The organism is uncultured Lutibacter sp., from assembly GCF_947495725.1.
Taxonomy (GTDB): Bacteria; Bacteroidota; Bacteroidia; order Flavobacteriales; family Flavobacteriaceae; genus Lutibacter.
On record NZ_CANLZZ010000005.1, the window covers coordinates 199596 to 216411 of the forward strand.

The 16816-nt window shown below is 29.6% G+C and carries 18 protein-coding genes and 1 riboswitch; of the genes, 13 read left to right on the plus strand and 5 right to left on the minus strand.

Going from position 1 to position 16816, the window contains the following annotated elements:
- The first annotated feature begins 16 nt into the window (after positions 1-16).
- Complete coding sequence (locus tag Q0776_RS13005) at positions 17-700, plus strand: RNA methyltransferase (protein ID WP_298368988.1); 684 nt, start codon at positions 17-19, stop codon at positions 698-700.
- Between the two features lie 95 nt (positions 701-795).
- Here the strand turns inward: Q0776_RS13005 and Q0776_RS13010 are convergent, their stop codons facing one another.
- The 5 genes from Q0776_RS13010 to Q0776_RS13030 all read right to left on the minus strand — a co-directional run bounded on the left by Q0776_RS13010 (position 796) and on the right by Q0776_RS13030 (position 6125).
- Complete coding sequence (locus Q0776_RS13010) at positions 796-2097, minus strand: DUF5074 domain-containing protein (protein ID WP_298368990.1); 1302 nt, start codon at positions 2095-2097, stop codon at positions 796-798.
- A gap of 102 nt (positions 2098-2199) precedes the next feature.
- A riboswitch (cobalamin riboswitch) is annotated at positions 2200-2397 on the minus strand.
- Between the two features lie 151 nt (positions 2398-2548).
- A complete protein-coding gene (locus tag Q0776_RS13015) occupies positions 2549-2923 on the minus strand; it encodes a hypothetical protein (RefSeq protein WP_298368992.1) in 375 nt (124 codons plus the stop codon).
- A gap of 1 nt (position 2924) precedes the next feature.
- Positions 2925-4127: an alanine dehydrogenase gene (locus Q0776_RS13020; protein ID WP_298368994.1), complete on the minus strand. Its 1203-nt coding sequence runs from the start codon at positions 4125-4127 to the stop codon at positions 2925-2927.
- Positions 4120-4536 (minus strand): tRNA (adenosine(37)-N6)-threonylcarbamoyltransferase complex ATPase subunit type 1 TsaE, encoded by a 417-nt coding sequence (gene tsaE / locus Q0776_RS13025; protein ID WP_298368997.1) that lies wholly within the window; start codon positions 4534-4536, stop codon positions 4120-4122. The genes Q0776_RS13020 and tsaE overlap by 8 nt, the downstream gene beginning before the upstream one ends.
- A gap of 38 nt (positions 4537-4574) precedes the next feature.
- Entirely contained in the window at positions 4575-6125 is a 1551-nt protein-coding gene (locus Q0776_RS13030; RefSeq protein ID WP_298369000.1) for a bifunctional response regulator/alkaline phosphatase family protein, read from the minus strand.
- A 38-nt stretch (positions 6126-6163) separates the two neighbouring features.
- On the opposite strand from Q0776_RS13030, the gene Q0776_RS13035 reads away from it, so the two are divergent.
- The 12 genes from Q0776_RS13035 to Q0776_RS13090 all read left to right on the plus strand — a co-directional run bounded on the left by Q0776_RS13035 (position 6164) and on the right by Q0776_RS13090 (position 16814).
- Positions 6164-7390 carry an HD domain-containing protein gene (locus Q0776_RS13035; protein WP_298369003.1) on the plus strand — a complete coding sequence of 409 codons (1227 nt, stop codon included), beginning with the start codon at positions 6164-6166 and terminating at the stop codon, positions 7388-7390.
- Positions 7391-7427: 37 nt separating this feature from the next.
- A complete protein-coding gene (gene lpxD / locus Q0776_RS13040; RefSeq protein ID WP_298369006.1) occupies positions 7428-8471 on the plus strand; it encodes a UDP-3-O-(3-hydroxymyristoyl)glucosamine N-acyltransferase in 1044 nt (347 codons plus the stop codon).
- Positions 8461-9858 (plus strand): bifunctional UDP-3-O-[3-hydroxymyristoyl] N-acetylglucosamine deacetylase/3-hydroxyacyl-ACP dehydratase, encoded by a 1398-nt coding sequence (locus Q0776_RS13045; protein WP_298369009.1) that lies wholly within the window; start codon positions 8461-8463, stop codon positions 9856-9858. Before lpxD ends, Q0776_RS13045 begins: the two co-directional genes overlap by 11 nt.
- Positions 9858-10640 carry an acyl-ACP--UDP-N-acetylglucosamine O-acyltransferase gene (lpxA, locus tag Q0776_RS13050; RefSeq protein ID WP_298369011.1) on the plus strand — a complete coding sequence of 261 codons (783 nt, stop codon included), beginning with the start codon at positions 9858-9860 and terminating at the stop codon, positions 10638-10640. The genes Q0776_RS13045 and lpxA overlap by 1 nt, the downstream gene beginning before the upstream one ends.
- Before the next feature lie 17 nt (positions 10641-10657).
- The gene (gene efp / locus Q0776_RS13055) at positions 10658-11224 is read left to right on the plus strand and encodes an elongation factor P (protein ID WP_298369013.1); all 567 of its coding nucleotides are present in this window, start codon (positions 10658-10660) and stop codon (positions 11222-11224) included.
- A gap of 11 nt (positions 11225-11235) precedes the next feature.
- On the plus strand, positions 11236-12159 hold the full coding sequence (locus Q0776_RS13060) for a UDP-3-O-(3-hydroxymyristoyl)glucosamine N-acyltransferase (RefSeq protein ID WP_298369015.1): 924 nt from the start codon (positions 11236-11238) through the stop codon (positions 12157-12159).
- Positions 12160-12234: 75 nt separating this feature from the next.
- Complete coding sequence (sucD, locus tag Q0776_RS13065; protein WP_298369016.1) at positions 12235-13107, plus strand: succinate--CoA ligase subunit alpha; 873 nt, start codon at positions 12235-12237, stop codon at positions 13105-13107.
- 108 nt (positions 13108-13215) lie between these two features.
- Positions 13216-13770, plus strand: a complete 555-nt coding sequence (locus Q0776_RS13070; protein ID WP_298369020.1) for a TlpA disulfide reductase family protein — start codon at positions 13216-13218, stop codon at positions 13768-13770.
- Positions 13771-13868: 98 nt separating this feature from the next.
- Positions 13869-14309: a hypothetical protein gene (locus Q0776_RS13075; protein ID WP_298369023.1), complete on the plus strand. Its 441-nt coding sequence runs from the start codon at positions 13869-13871 to the stop codon at positions 14307-14309.
- 4 nt (positions 14310-14313) lie between these two features.
- On the plus strand, positions 14314-14868 hold the full coding sequence (locus Q0776_RS13080) for a hypothetical protein (protein WP_298369025.1): 555 nt from the start codon (positions 14314-14316) through the stop codon (positions 14866-14868).
- Positions 14869-14905: 37 nt separating this feature from the next.
- Positions 14906-15460: an RNA polymerase sigma factor gene (locus Q0776_RS13085; RefSeq protein WP_298369026.1), complete on the plus strand. Its 555-nt coding sequence runs from the start codon at positions 14906-14908 to the stop codon at positions 15458-15460.
- 4 nt (positions 15461-15464) lie between these two features.
- Complete coding sequence (locus Q0776_RS13090; RefSeq protein ID WP_298369029.1) at positions 15465-16814, plus strand: outer membrane beta-barrel protein; 1350 nt, start codon at positions 15465-15467, stop codon at positions 16812-16814.
- Positions 16815-16816: the final 2 nt, after the last annotated feature.

The following is a 16816-nucleotide window of genomic DNA, read 5'->3' on the forward strand; positions in this document are numbered from 1 at the left end:
AAAAAGACAATTTTAAATGGTAGATGAAAAGTATATTCAATATTTGGAACAATTTGTAACTGAAAAAAGAAGAAATTTATTTAATACGGTATTAAACGAACGAACAAGACATTTTACTGTTGCTATAGAAGATATTTTCCAACCTCACAATGCGAGTGCAGTTGTACGAACTTGTGATATTTTCGGAGTTCAGGATATGCATGTAATTGAAAGTAAGTATAAGTTTTATGCTTCACGATTAGTTGCTAAAGGAGCCCAAAAATGGATTGACTTTTCTATGTACAATAAAAAAAATACAAATAATACATTAGATTGTATTGCTGCTTTAAAAGAAAAGGGGTATAAAATAATTGCAACTACACCTCATAACGAATCGTGTTTGTTACAAGATTTCGATATTACACAGAAATCGGCTTTCTTTTTTGGTGTGGAGAAAGAAGGACTTTCTAAAGATGTAATGGACAATGCAGATGGTTATTTAAAAATACCAATGGTTGGTTTTACTGAAAGTTTAAATATTTCGGTTGCAGCAGCAATTATACTTCAAGATTTAAATCAAAAATTAAAACAATCTAATATTGATTGGCGATTGACGGAATTAGAAAAAAGAGAAAAATATTTAGATTGGATGGAAAAATCGATAAAAAGTATAAAAAAAATAAAAGAAAATTATTTTGAGCAGAAAATTAGAAATACTTAACGGCAATTTTTTATAAAGTAGTAAGATTAAGTGGTTAACTAGAAGTATATTAACCACTTAATTTTACAGTTTAAATTGTTTTTTAAACAGAATTATTAATATAATTCTTTATAATTAAAGATAAAATCAGTTGGAGCTGTTCCAACATTTTCAAGTTTTATTATTTCTTCACCTTGTTCATTTAATACTAGCATTATACTATTACTCATATCAAAAAAGTCTTTTACTCCTGCTATATAAACTGCTCCCGTTTTAGGATGAACTTTAAGTGCTGTTGTAAAAAGAATACTATTGTTAATTGGTGTTAAAAACAATTCTTGAGTTTTACTTTCACTATCAAATCGATGAATATTTCCTGTAGATGTTTCTTGCCAATAAAAATATTTTGAACTAGCAGATGTTAACATTCCATTTCGGTATAATTTAATAGAACTACCTAATTTTACGGTTTCGGCAATAGATAAATCATCGTTTAATCGTACAAATGTAGCTTCTTCATTTCTACCTTCAGTACCAATCCAAATATTGTTATTAGAATCCTTTACAATTCCAGAAACATTATCGGAAAATGTAAGTATTTCATTAACAGATTCCGTAGTTGTATCTAATTCTTTAATAGAATTACCATCGGCAATAAGTAATCTATTTTCAATAGCTAACACAGAAGATTGTATAGCTGGGATATCAGACATTCCATCAATTTTATTATTAATTGAAGCTTCTGTATAATTTAAATTATAAAGCGATCGGGTTCTGCGGTACGAACTTACAATATAACTTTTGTTATTATTTGCAATAGTTAAAAATGCAGGGTTTACAGCCTCTGAAGTTTTTATGGTTTGTTCCAGTTGTAAAGATTCTGAATTTAATATGCTAACAAAATCAGAACCACTTTGCGAAACTAAAAATAGTTTACCATTAAATATTTGTCCACTTATTAGGTCAGCTCCTAATGTTTTATTGGAATTTTCGAGCTGATAAACTTCTGGAGTAAATTCCAAATTTTTTAAGAAGCCAATTGTTCCATTATCGTTAGGTGAAGAAGAGCAAACAATAAAAACACCTTCGGCATATTTTCCAAAAACACGCATGTTATAAATTACGGTTTCTTTACCGGCAGCGTTTTCAACCACCAATTTTAATTCATTTTCACCAATTCTATTAGATAAAAAAGTGTAGGTTGGTTTGGTAGAAACTAGTTCATTGTTTAAAAACCAGTTGATAGTGGTTTCAGTTAAATTTTCAATTTCAGGAGTTAATAGTATTGATTCTTCAAGATCTAATTGATAGTTTTTTTTATCAACTAAAATTTTTGGTGCAAATAGTGTATCATCATCAGAACAAGATTCAAATACAAGTGTAAACAGCATTATGCCGAAAATTAATTTAAGTTTCATTTTATTTATTTAATTTATGTGATTACAACAAATCAAACCTTAGGTAATAAATATGGTAGCATATAAAAAACGTACCATAAGCTTTTATCCCCGAAAGCTTTGATATTTAATATGTAATTAGGCAGGTTTCCTGACTCATTTCAGCTTTATTTACCTTCCCATTTTTTTAAAAAACAGTGGTTGTGGTAAAGCCATCTCGGTGAATTAACACCAGTGAAATTTACAGTAGCGGGAACTGTTCAGAGTTTTCATCTGATTCCCTTTTAAACTTATAAAGTCACCTAAAAACGTGGCAAATTTAAGTGTTTTTTTCTGTGATTTTCATTTTATCAAAGAATAAAAAATAAAAAAATAAAGTGTATCTAACAATCAATTAGTTACAAGAAAAAGTGTAATAAAGTACTGGTAAAAGTATTTTTAAAGTTGGTAAAATTGCTGTTAATTAGAAATATTATTGAATCCTTATATTTTCAATTATTGCTGTTGAATCGCAATTAATAACTGTTAATTCAATATGTTTTAATTCTTGTTTTCCTTTAATATTGTATTGATACAAACAGCTATCTAATTTAATTTTATTCATTAAATCTACATTTCCTTTTTTAAGAATTTGTGAAATAACAGCTGTATCAATTTTTGAAGACGAGTTTAGAATAATTAAAGCATTTTCTGAATAAACTCGCTCTTTGTTTCTTAAGTTTTTTAAAACTCTAGAATTTGGACCATAATCAAATGAAGTATTTTTTTTTCCAAAAATGAAAACTACAATAATAATACCTATTGTTAAGCCTCCTAAAAAAAAAGGCAATCGTTGTTTAAATGTCATGCTACAAAAATAACAAATTTATATCTCTATATGGTAAATTAAACCAATCGGCAACCGTTTTATTTGTTAATATTCCGTGGTAAAAATACATTCCCTTTTGTAAGCTTTTATCAAATCTAATAGCATTTTCAAAACCACCTTCTTCTGCAATATTTGATAAATAAGGAGTGAAAATGTTACTAATTGAAACAGAGGCAGTTCTAGAATATCTAGAAGGTATATTTGGGACACAATAATGAATTACACCATATTTATCAATAGTTGGGTTTTTGTGCGTAGTAACCTCTGAAGTTTCAAAACATCCACCTCTATCTATACTAACATCAACAATAACCGATCCCGATTTCATTTGTTCAACCATTCCTTCTGTAACTAAAATGGGTGATCTGGAAATCCCTCTTACGGCACCAATTGCAATATCACACCTCATTAAGGCTTTTTGTAAGGTTTTTGGTTGAATAGTTGATGTGTAAATTGGTCGTCCTAATCGATGTTGTATGCTTCTTAATTTGGTTAGGGAATTATCGAATATTTTTACGTTTGCACCTAAACCTAATGCAGATTTTGCAGCAAATTCGGCAACCGTACCAGCACCTAAAATAACAACTTCTGTTGGTGGAACACCGCATATATTTCCTAATAATAATCCATTACCATCTTTATCGCCGCTCATCATTTCGGCGGCAATTAATATGGAGGCAGTTCCGGCAATTTCACTTAACGATTTAACTACCGAATATACACCATGTTCATCTCTAATATAATCAAAAGCAACAGCACTTATACGTTTGCTTGCCAAAGCTTCAAAATATTTTTTTGTTTGTGTTTTTAATTGTAACGCAGAAAATAAAATACTTTGAGGATTCATTAAATCAATTTCATCAAAAGAAGGTGGCTCTACTTTTAATACAATATTGCATCCAAATACTTCTTTTACATCGTAAGAAATTTTTGCACCTGCTTCGGAGTATTCCTTGTCAGAAAAATGTGCACCATCACCTGCACCAGTTTCAATAATAAATTTATGACCTTGATTTGTTAATGCTCCCACTGCATCAGGTGTTAAACAAACTCGTTTTTCTTGATAATGGGTTTCTTTAGGGATACCAATTACCAGTTCTCCTTTTTGTTTGCGAATCTCTAAAGTTTCCTCTTGAGGAATTAATTCGTGCACACTAAATGGTGAAGATTGTTTTTTACTCATTATTTTTAACTTCTATAGTTCGTTGTTGGTTGTTATCTAAAGTAATTGTAATGTTTACCGATTTTAAAGGTAGTAAATTTTCAACTTTATTTGGCCATTCTACCAAACACCAACTATTACTGTAAAAATATTCCTCAATTCCCATGTCTAATGCTTCTTCTTCATCGTTAATTCTATAAAAATCGAAATGATAAACTTTTTCATTTTCAGAAGTGTGATATTCATTAACAAGTGAGAAAGTAGGGGAACTAACATTGTCTAAAACACCTAGTTGGCGTACTATTTCCTTTATTAATGTGGTTTTACCAACTCCCATTTCACCATAAAATAACAACACTTTTTGTTGTGCTGCTTCAATTACATCACTCGCAATTTGAGGTAATTGTCCTAACGTGTAATTTTTTTTCATATAAATTGGCTATTTGCTATAGGCTATTTACCAATAGCTTATTTAGGTGCAAATATAGCACAAGGAATTATCATTTCCTCTAAAGAAATTCCACCATGTTGGTAAGTATTTCTATAATATTTAACAAAATGATTGTAATTATTGGGATATGCGAAAAAATAATCTTCTTTTGCAAAAATAAACGAGCTACTCATAGACAATGAAGGAAGCATAATATCTTTTGGATTTTTAACAGCAAATACTTCTTTTTCTTCAAAGGATAAACTTTTTCCAGTTTTATATCTTAAATTAGAACTTATATTTTTATCTCCAATTACTTTTGATGGCACTTTGGCATTTATAGTTCCGTGGTCTGTTGTAATAATAAGTTTTAAACCTAAGGTTTGCGCTTTTTGAATCATTTCAAACAATGGCGAATTTATAAACCAGCTATTTGTTAACGATCTATAGGCTTTATCGTCACTTGCCAACTCTTTTATTACCTCCATTTCAGTTTTTGCATGAGATAACATATCAACAAAGTTGTATACAATAACCGTTAAGTCATTTTGTTTAACCGAATTAAAATTATCGGATAATTGTTTACCCGATTTTAAATTGGTAATTTTTAAGTATTCTGCCTTTATATTTTCCCGTAGCCTGCTTAACTGTGCTTTAAGAAATTCTTCTTCATAAAGGTTTTTACCACCTTCATCTGGATCGTTTTTCCATAAATTGGGGTGTTTTTGCTCCATTTCTAAAGGCATTAATCCTGAAAATATAGAATTTCTCGCATATTGTGTTGCAGTAGGTAAAATACTAAAATAAGGTATTTCTTTTATTTTTTTATAATATTTATTTATGCTTTTTTCTACAATACTAAATTGGTCATATCTTAAATTATCAATTATAACTAATAGTGTACCCGAAGCATCTTTTACTTCAGGTAATATAATTTTTTTGAATAAGTTATTAGATAAAACTGGCGCATTTTCAGGATCATTAATCCAATCTTGATAATTTTTTTTAATGAATTTAAAAAATAATGAATTCGCTTCTTGTTTTTGACTTTCAAGAATCTCTACCATTCCTGTGTCATTAATATCTTCAAGTTCTAATTCCCAGTAAATTAGTTTTTTGTAAATGTCCACCCAATCTTCATATGAATTAACCATGGCTAAATCCATGGAGATTTTTCTAAATTCTTGTTGGTAATTTGAAGTAGTTTTTTCGGAAATTAAACGAGAGTGATCTAGATTTTTCTTTAAACTTAAAAGAATTTGATTTGGATTAACTGGTTTTATTAAATAATCGGCTATTTTGTTTCCAATAGCATCTTCCATAATATATTCTTCCTCACTTTTTGTAATCATTACAATAGGAAGATTTGCTTTTTTACTTTTAATTTCACTAAGAGTTTCCAAGCCGCTTAAGCCCGGCATATTTTCGTCTAAAAAAACAATGTCGTAATTATTTTCTTCACATAAATCTATTGCATCGGCACCATTATTACATTTGGTAACGGTGTATCCTTTCTTTTCTAAAAAAAGAATGTGCGGTTTTAATAAATCTATTTCATCATCAACCCATAAAATGCTTATTCCACCCATATTGTTATCTTTGCATTATTATTAATAAATAATTTATTTTGAACGATAAAATAACGAACAAACTTAAAATACTTAACGACCCAATTTACGGCTTTATTGTTATTCCTAACCCATTAATCTTCGATTTAATTCAACATTCTTATTTTCAGCGTTTAAGAAGAATTACTCAAATGGGATTATCGCATTTAGTGTATCCAGGAGCACATCATACGCGGTTTCATCATGCTATTGGCTGTATGCATTTAATGCAAAAAGCAGTAAGTGTTTTAAGATTTAAAGGAGTCGAAATATCAGAAGAAGAAGCAAATGCAGTTTACATTGCAATTTTATTACACGATATAGGTCACGGTCCGTTTTCACACGCATTAGAGCAAAGTATTGTTACAGGTATACATCATGAGTCTATTTCATTAAAATTTATGGAAGCACTTAATGATGAGTTTGATGGAAAGCTATCTTTAGCTATTACAATTTTTAAAGGAAATTACCATCGTAAATTTTTATATCAATTAATTTCTAGTCAGTTAGATACAGATAGATTGGATTATTTAAAACGAGATAGTTTTTATACCGGTGTTGCCGAAGGAAATATCAATGCCGAACGTTTAATTACAATGTTAAATGTAAAAGAAGACAATTTAGTTGTTGAAGAAAAAGGAATATATTCAGTAGAAAAATTTATTGTAGCCAGAAGGTTAATGTATTGGCAGGTTTATTTGCATAAAACAGGATTGGTTGCAGAAAAATTATTAGAAAAAATATTAAAAAGAGCTAATGAGTTGGCTCTTTCGGGAAAAGAATTACCAGCAAGTAAAGCTTTTACTTATTTTTTAAAGCATCAAATTGATGAAAATAATTTTGATTTTAAAACACTTAAAACCTTCTCTAGATTAGATGATTATGATGTTTTATCGGCAATTAAAGATTGGATATCTAATGAAGATAGTATTATTTCAAAATTATCAGAAAGTTTAATAAATAGAAGATTACCAAAAGTTATTTTACAAAATAAACCTTTTACTAATAGTCAAAAAGAAGAAGTTAGAAATGGTGTAATGAAAACTTTTGGGTATACAAAAAATGAGGTAGATTACTTTGTTTACACAGGTGAAATCTCCAATCAAGCATATAATGCTACGGAAAATACAATTAAACTCTTATATAAAAATGGAGAAATTAAAGATGTTGTGGAAGCATCGGACCATTTAAATATCCAAGCACTTTCAAAGCCAGTTTATAAGTATTACATGTGTTATCCAAAGTAATAGGTATAGTTATTCTTTTTTTTTACTTTTGTCGTTAATGAAATTTACAGCAAATCAAATAGCAGAAATTTTAGGTGGAGAAATAATAGGTGATGCTAGTGTTGAGGTTTTTAAACTTTCTAAAATAGAAGAAGGTGATAGCGGATCACTCACGTTTTTATCGAATCCTAAATATGAGCAACATATATATTCTACAAAAGCTACAATAGCTATTGTAAATAAAGACTTTTTACCCAAAGAGAAACTTAAAACTACCTTAATTTTGGTAGATGACGCACGTATAAGTTTTTCAACCTTATTAGAGTATTATAGCCAAGTAAAACTACATAAATCGGGTATTGAAACACCATCATTTATAAGTGATTCGGCATCTATAGGTAGTGAAATTTATTTGGGAGCATTCGCATATATTGGAAATGATGTAAAAATTGGAGACAATGTAAAAATTTATCCAAATAGCTACATTGGAAATAATGTTACAATTCGAGATAATACCACTATTTTTTCGGGAGTTAAGATATATTCTGAAACAATAATTGGAAATAATTGTGTAATTCATTCAAACTCCGTTATTGGATCAGATGGATTTGGATTTGCTCCAAATGATGATGGTAATTATTCTAAGATACCACATATTGGAAATGTAATAATTGAAGATAACGTTGAAATAGGTGCTTCAACTACAATTGATAGAGCAACATTAGGTTCTACAATTATTAAAGCAGGTGTTAAATTAGACAATCAAATTCAAATAGCACATAACGTAGAGATTGGATCTAATACTGTAATTGCCGCTCAAACAGGTATTGCGGGTTCTACTAAAATTGGAGAGAATTGCATGATAGGTGGACAAGTAGGAATTGTAGGTCATATGAATATTGGAAATAATGTTCGCATTCAAGCTCAAACAGGAGTTGCGCGACATATTAAAGATAATGAGGTAATACAAGGAACACCAGCATTTGGATATAACGATTTTAATAAGTCGTACGTTTATTTTAAAAAATTACCCGATTTGGTTTCAAATATAAATATGTTAGAAAAGGAAATTAAAGCTTTAAAGGAGAAATATGAGTATTAAACAAAAAACAATTAAGAATGAGGTAACACTCTCTGGTGTAGGATTACATACCGGAAATAAAGTTACCATGACTTTTAAACCTGCACCAATTAATAACGGGTATGCTTTTGTTAGAATAGATTTAGAAGGTGAGCCCATTATTGAAGCAAGTGCAGAATATGTAGTAAACACCCAAAGAGGAACAAACTTAGAAAAAAGAGGAGTTACCGTAAATACATCAGAACACGTTTTAGCTGCAGTTGTTGCCTTAGGAATTGACAACATTATAATTGAAATAAATGCTCCCGAACCTCCTATTATGGACGGCTCATCAAAACATTTTGTTGAAGCTTTGGAAAAAGCTGGAATTCTTGAGCAAGATGCAGAAGTTGAAGAATATGTAGTTAAAGAAATTATTTCTTACAAGGATGAAGCAACAGGAAGTGAGCTTATTTTAATGCCATCCGATCAATATCAAATTACTACAATGGTTGATTTTGGAACCAAAGTTTTAGGTACACAAAATGCAACCTTAAATTCTTTATCCGAATTTAAAAAAGAAATTTCTGACGCGCGAACATTTAGCTTTTTACATGAACTTGAAATGTTGCTAGATAATGACTTAATTAAAGGAGGTGATTTGAATAATGCAATTGTTTACGTAGATAAGGAAATTTCTGAAGCAACAAAAAACAAATTAAAAAAAGCGTTTAATAAAGATTCTTTAACTGTAAAGCCAAATGGTATTTTAGATAATTTAACTTTGAGATGGGCAAATGAAGCTGCTCGTCATAAATTATTAGATGTTATTGGTGATTTAGCCCTTGTAGGAACAAGAATAAAAGGAAAAGTAATTGCAAATAAACCAGGTCACCTAGTAAATACTGTGTTTGCAAAAAAGTTACAGAAAATTATTAAACAAGAAAAAAGAAATTACGTTCCAAAATACGATTTAAATCAACCACCTCTAATGGATATCCATAAAATTATGGATATTCTTCCGCATAGACCACCTTTTTTATTAATTGATAGAATTATTGAACTATCTGATAGACATGTGGTTGGAATGAAAAACGTTACAATGAATGAAGGATTTTTTGTAGGACATTTTCCAGGAGCTCCAGTTATGCCAGGTGTTTTACAAGTAGAGGCTATGGCACAATGCGGTGGTGTTTTAGTTTTAAGTACCGTTCCTGATCCAGAAAATTACTTAACTTATTTCATGAAAATGGATAATGTTAAGTTTAAACAAAAAGTATTACCAGGAGATACATTAATATTTAAAGCAGAATTAATAACACCAATAAGACGTGGAATATGCCATATGCAATCCTACGGATATGCTAACGGAAAATTAGTTGTTGAGGCAGAGTTAATGGCGCAAATAGCAAAAAAACCAAAAGAATAATGAACCAACCATTAGCATATATACATCCGGGTGCAAAAATTGCTAGGAATGTAGTAGTAGAACCTTTCACAACAATTCATAACAATGTAGAAATAGGTTCGGGAACTTGGATAGGGTCTAATGTTACAATCATGGAAGGCGCTAGGATAGGAGAAAATTGTAGAATTTTTCCAGGAGCAGTAATTTCAGCAATTCCTCAAGATTTAAAATTTGACGGAGAGGATTCATTAGCAATTATTGGAAATAATACCACAATTAGAGAATGTGTAACTGTTAACCGAGGTACTAAAGCTTTGGGTAAAACACAAATTGGAAATAACTGCTTAATAATGGCAACTTCACATATTGCACATGATTGCATTATTGGTGATAATTGTATTTTAGCAAATGGATCAGTTATTGCGGGTCATGTTACAGTAGGAGACTTTGCTATATTAAGTGGCTTGGTTGCTGTTCACCAATTTATTCACATCGGTGAACATGCAATGGTTTCTGGAGGTTCTTTAGTTAGAAAAGATGTTCCTCCTTTTACAAAAGCCGGAAAAGAGCCATTATCTTATGTAGGAATTAACTCAATTGGATTGAGAAGAAGAGGTTTCGACACAGAAAAAATTAGAGAGATTCAGAATATTTATAGATTTTTATATCAGAAAAACTACAATAATACACAGGCGTTAGAAATTATTGAAGCTGATATGGAAGCAACAAAAGAAAGAGATCAAATAATTCTTTTCATAAAAAATTCTCAGAGAGGAATAATGAAAGGTTATACAGGAAGTTAAAAAAACCAAAATAAATTATGGCAACAACATCAGATATTAGAAATGGATTATGTATCAAACATAACAATGATATATATAAAATAGTAGAATTTTTACACGTAAAACCAGGAAAAGGACCTGCTTTTGTTAGAACAAAATTAAAAAGTCTATCATCAGGTAAGGTATTAGATAATACATTTCCAGCAGGTAGAAAAATTGAAGATATAAGAGTAGAAACAAGAAAATATCAATTCTTATATCCGGAAGGAAATAGCTACCATTTTATGAATACGGAAGATTACAATCAAATTACATTAGAGCGAGAAACTCTTGATGCTCCAGAACTTTTAAAAGAAGGTGAAATTGTAACTGTAATTTTTAATACAGAAGACGATATGCCATTATCAGTTGATATGCCAGCAAGTGTAATTTTAGAAATTACACATACAGAGCCAGGTGTTAAAGGAAATACAGCAACAAATGCTACAAAACCAGCTACAGTTGAAACAGGAGCACAAGTTAATGTACCTTTATTTATTAATGAAGGAGATAAGGTGAAAATTGATACCGCTAAAGGGGCATATTTAGAGCGTGTTAAAGAATAAAATAAATAGCTATGAAATTCCCACGCAGCTATAGTTTAGAGGAAATAGCCGAATTGTTAAAAGTTGAATATGTTGGGCCAAAACATTTTCCTATTTTTGGAATTAACGAAATTCATGTTGTTGAGAAAGGAGATATTGTTTTTGTTGACCATCCAAAATATTACAATAAAGCTTTAGAATCTAAAGCAACGGTAGTATTAATAAATAAAAAGGTAGAATGTCCAAAAGGTAAAGCGTTATTAATTTCAAAAGATCCTTTTGCAGATTTTAACAAACTTACGCTTCATTTTAATTCATTTAGATCTTCAAATTTATTAATTTCTGAGTCGGCTAAAATAGGTTTAAACACCATAATTCAGCCAAATGTGTTTATAGGAAACAATGTTAAAATTGGTGATAATTGCCTAATTCATCCTAATGTTACTATTTACGATAATTGTATTATTGGAAATAATGTTACAATTCATGCAGGAACTGTTATAGGAGCCGATGCATTTTATTATAAAAATAGACCAACAGGGTATGATAAATTAATATCAGGAGGAACTGTTGATATTAAGGATAATGTTGATATTGGTGCTCTTTGTACAATAGATCGCGGTGTTTCAGGTACAACAACTATTCACAAAGGAACAAAGATTGATAATCAGGTTCAAATAGGACATGATACCATAATTGGAGAAAAATGTTTAATTGCATCACAATCTGGTATTGCTGGTTGCGTAATTGTGGAAAATGAAGTTACTATTTGGGGGCAGGTTGGTACAAATAGCGGAATTACAATAGGTGAAAAAGCTGTTATTTTAGGTCAAACAGGAGTAACTAAATCTGTAAAAGGAGGAAAAACTTATTTTGGAACTCCAGTTGAAGAATCGCGAAAAAAATTGATAGAAATGGCAAAAATTAAGGAGTTAATTAAATTGCAAAAAAAGTAATATTTCTACTCAACTTATAGAATAAAAAATTAAATTTGTTATAAAATCACATTTTCACTTAAAAATTACAGTTAAATGAGCGTTTTAGTTAATAAAAATTCAAATATAATAGTTCAAGGATTTACAGGAGGTGAAGGTACTTTTCATGCTACACAAATGATTGAATACGGTACAAATGTAGTTGGTGGAGTTACTCCAGGAAAAGGAGGTCAAACTCATCTTGGTAAACCAGTTTTTAACACCGTTCAAGAAGCAGTGGATAAAGTTGGTGCAGATACTTCAATTATTTTTGTTCCACCAGCTTTTGCAGCAGATGCTATCATGGAAGCTGCTTCGGCAGGGATTAAAGTGATAATTTGTATAACAGAAGGCATTCCTGTTGCTGATATGGTAAAAGTAAAAGCTTATATAGATAATAAAGATTGTAGATTGGTAGGTCCAAATTGCCCAGGTGTTATTACTCCAGGAGAAGCTAAGGTTGGAATTATGCCAGGTTTTATTTTTAGAAAAGGAAATGTTGGAATTGTTTCAAAATCAGGAACATTAACTTACGAGGCGGCTGACCAGGTTGTTAAAAAGGGTTATGGAATTACAACTGCAATAGGAATAGGCGGAGATCCAATTATTGGAACAACTACTAAAGAAGCTGTTGAATTATTGATGAATGATGACGATACAGAATGTATTGTTATGATTGGTGAAATTGGAGGCCAGCTTGAAGCAGAAGCCGCTCAATGGGTGAAAGCAACAGGGAATAAAAAACCAGTTGTTGGTTTTATTGCTGGGCAAACCGCACCAAAAGGTAGAACTATGGGACACGCAGGAGCAATTGTTGGTGGTAAAGATGATACTGCACAAGCAAAAATGGAAATATTAAGGGCTAACGGAATTTATGTGGTTGATTCTCCAGCAAAAATTGGTGAAAAGGTTGCAGAAGTTTTAGGCTAAGAATTAAATAATATATAGAATTAAAAAAACCTTTGAATTTCAAAGGTTTTTTTTGTTAAAATTGTAAGTAAACTGGGATTGTGTCCACTAACAAAAAAATTATTAATTATGAACTTTAGGATAAACAGAAAGTCAATTTCAAATATTGTATTTGCCTTGGTGGTTTTAATGTTATTATATTCACCTTCTAGAGAATGGTTCATGCGTCAAATGGCATTTGCACCAACTTCAAATATTGAAAGTACAAATAATATAGGCTCTTATAATTGGAATTTAAATGGACTTAACACAAAAAATTTAAACTTTGAAACACTTGAAGATAAAGTGATTTTTGTAAACTTTTGGGCTACATGGTGTCCTCCTTGTAGAGCCGAAATGCCAATGATTCAAGAGTTGTATAATGATTATAAAGATAAAGTTGCTTTTGTATTTGTAACAAATGAAAGTTGGCCAACTGTAAATAAATTTTTTCAAAAAAATGGTTACAGTTTACCAGTATTTAATTCCGCAAGTTCACCTCCAAAAAAGTTGACTGAAACAAATAGTATACCTGCAAGTTATTTAATCGATAAAAAAGGAAATATTATTATTGATAAAGTTGGAGCAGCAAATTGGAGCAGTAATAAAGTTAGAAATACAATAGATAAACTTTTATTAGAATAAAGCAAAAATTGGTGTAGCGTTTTTAAGAATTTGAACGTATAGGTTTTATATGTTGAAATTTATTTTTCAATAATTTAATCAGTTTAAATTTATATAAAATGAAACAAATAATTACATTGTTAGTACTTGTATTAACATTAAATTCCTGTGACCTTAATGACGATTGTGGTGAATGCTTCACTCCGCCACCAGAATTTAATTTTAAATTTGTAGATAAAGTTACAGGAGAAGATTTAATTTATAATGGAACTGTTAGTTTAGACAACATTGAAATTAAGGATGAAGAAGATAAAATAATAGATTTTGAAAAACACCTTATAAACGATGAGTTTATAATTTCTGTTTATTCAATTGGATGGGAATTAGATGCTAAAACATATACAATTTATTTAAGTGACACGATTAATGTAGTTTTTGATTTAGATATGGATACAGTAAGTGAAGATTGTTGTACTTTTTTCGAGGTTAAAAATTTTGATGTTCTTGATTATGAGTACGAAGTTGATAATTACAGAGGTGTTATAGTTGTTAAAATTTAATTATATGAAAAGAAGGTTGTACACCATTATAATAAGTTGCTTTACGTTGTTTTTTAGTTATTCATGTAGCTCGGATGGAGATTCTGAGTCTGTAGATTCGATATATTTAGATTATTCGAGTAATAATGATATTAAGGCAGATGGAGACTCAGAAGAGTTTTTAAGAGCTAAACTTCGAATAAACAAAGATGTTTTTAACGATTTAAATGAAAAACGAATTAAAAACATTTCAAAAGGTGATACTTACTCTATTAATTATGTTAAAAGAGAAGGAGATTTTATTCAAGTAAATTTGTCGTATAGCGGGGGCTGTAAAAATCACGATTTTGAAGTAATTTGGGATGGTGTTGTTTATACAGATGAACCTTGTCATATGAATTTAATGTTGGTTCACGATGCCAATGACGATCTATGTGAAGCATATATTACAGAAACTATTGTAATTAATTTAGAAGCACTTATTGGAGACGTAGACTATAAAGATACTTGTTCGTATAATATTTTTAGCACTTACAACTCGGGAGAAAATGCTGATGCCATAGTTAAAGGAATGAATTAAATCTAATATAGAAAACTTAGTATTTAATTAAAATAATTTGGAGCAGGACATAGATAGAAATATATTTTTAGATAATATCCTTGCAGAATGTAAAAGGGGAAATGTATTGCATCAAGAAATGTTATACAAACACTTTTATGGATATGCTTTAAGTATTTGTCGTTTATACACTTACTCTAATGATGAGGCTGTTTCAATTTTGAATGATAGTTTTTTAAAGGTATTTTCATCAATTGAAAAGAAAGGGTATAACAACTCAATTCCTTTTAAAAATTGGTTAAGGCGAGTTTTAATTAATACTGCTATTGATAATTATCGAAAGAACTCTAAACATTATTATCATTCTGATGTAGATGAAGCAGAAAGTGTTAAAGCTGACATAAATATTATAGAAGATTTAACGGTTGAGGATATTTTAAAACTATTAGATCAGTTGCCCGAAATACATAGAATAGTATTTAATATGTTCGAAATTCAGGGCTATAGTCATAAAGAAATTTCGGAAAAATTAAGCATAGGTGAAAGCACATCGAGAGTTTTTTTAACACGTGCAAAAAAAAAATTGAGAGTTTTAATTGGAAAAAACTTTTAAATAAATGGAAGATAAGTTTGATAAAATATTAAGTAACAAAATTAGAGAACTCTCAGATAATATTGAGATTCCTTATAATCCAGAGCATTGGAATATGTTGCTTTCGAAAAAAAATAAAAAGAAAAAACGCATATTCCTTTATTGGAAATATGCCGCTGTTATTTTAATGGCTTTATTTGCTGGAGGATTGGGGAACTATTTTTATAAGAGTTCAATTTCAAATGAAAATATGAAACCCAAAATTATATTTGATAAAACAAATGATTCATTGCGTTTGGATACATTAAAGAAAAATCCAAATGTAATAATTTCATCAATAAATGTTGATAGTTTGATTAACATCAATTCAAAAATTGTTGTAAAGGATAGTACAAATAAAATAATTCCGCATATTAGTAAAAAAAGAGGGTTTAAAGCTATTAATACTAAGGTTGCTAAAAATAATACTAAGTTAAAAAACGCATCAAATAATAAGGTTGAAATTGATTCTATAATTCTTAAAAAGAGTGATTTAATTAACAAAATTGAAAATGATTTTATTGTGCAATCTGTATCTGACACACTCAAAGATGTAGCATTAATAAAAGAAGAAATTGTTTTAAAAGAAAAAGAAGTTACAAAGGATAGTTTAATAGAAAAAGAGAATTTAATTGCGTTGGTTGAGGAAGAAAAAACTAAATTAGAAAACAGCAAAAGGGCCGTTAAAGTAGGTTTAAGTTTGTCACCTATTTTAGATTCGTATCAAGAAAACGAAAATTCTAATATTGGTTTTTCTGGTGGAGTTATGATCGAAATTCCATTGTTTAAAAATTTCCATATTAATTCTGGAGTTTACTATGCAGATCAAAAATTAGATTTAAATAAACCGTCAAATTATTTAGTTGATGGAGTTAGCGCTAAAGAATCGAAACAAATTGTTAATAAAGAAGCCGTAATAAAGGGTATTGAAATTCCATTAAATATTAAATACAATTTTAATGTAAATAAAAAAAACGTATTTGTATCGGCTGGATTTTCCTCAACTTCTTATATAACTGAAAATATTGAATCTGAATATTTAGTTAATAATAGAACAGAATTAAGTACACAAGATTCATTTGGTAATAATATTGTTCAATACAATTTAGTTCAATTATCAGAAAAGGTAATAACAGAAAACAAGTCAAATGCTTTTAATTTAGCCAATGCTTTAAACTTTTCTTTGGGAATTGAATTACCAGTTAATAAACAACATCAGTCTATTGTTATAGAACCTTATTTTAAATACTCACTTCAGTCAGTTACTCAGCAAAAAATAGATTTTAATAGTGCGGGAGTTCATTTACGCTATAATTTTAGTTTTCAAAAAAAATAATT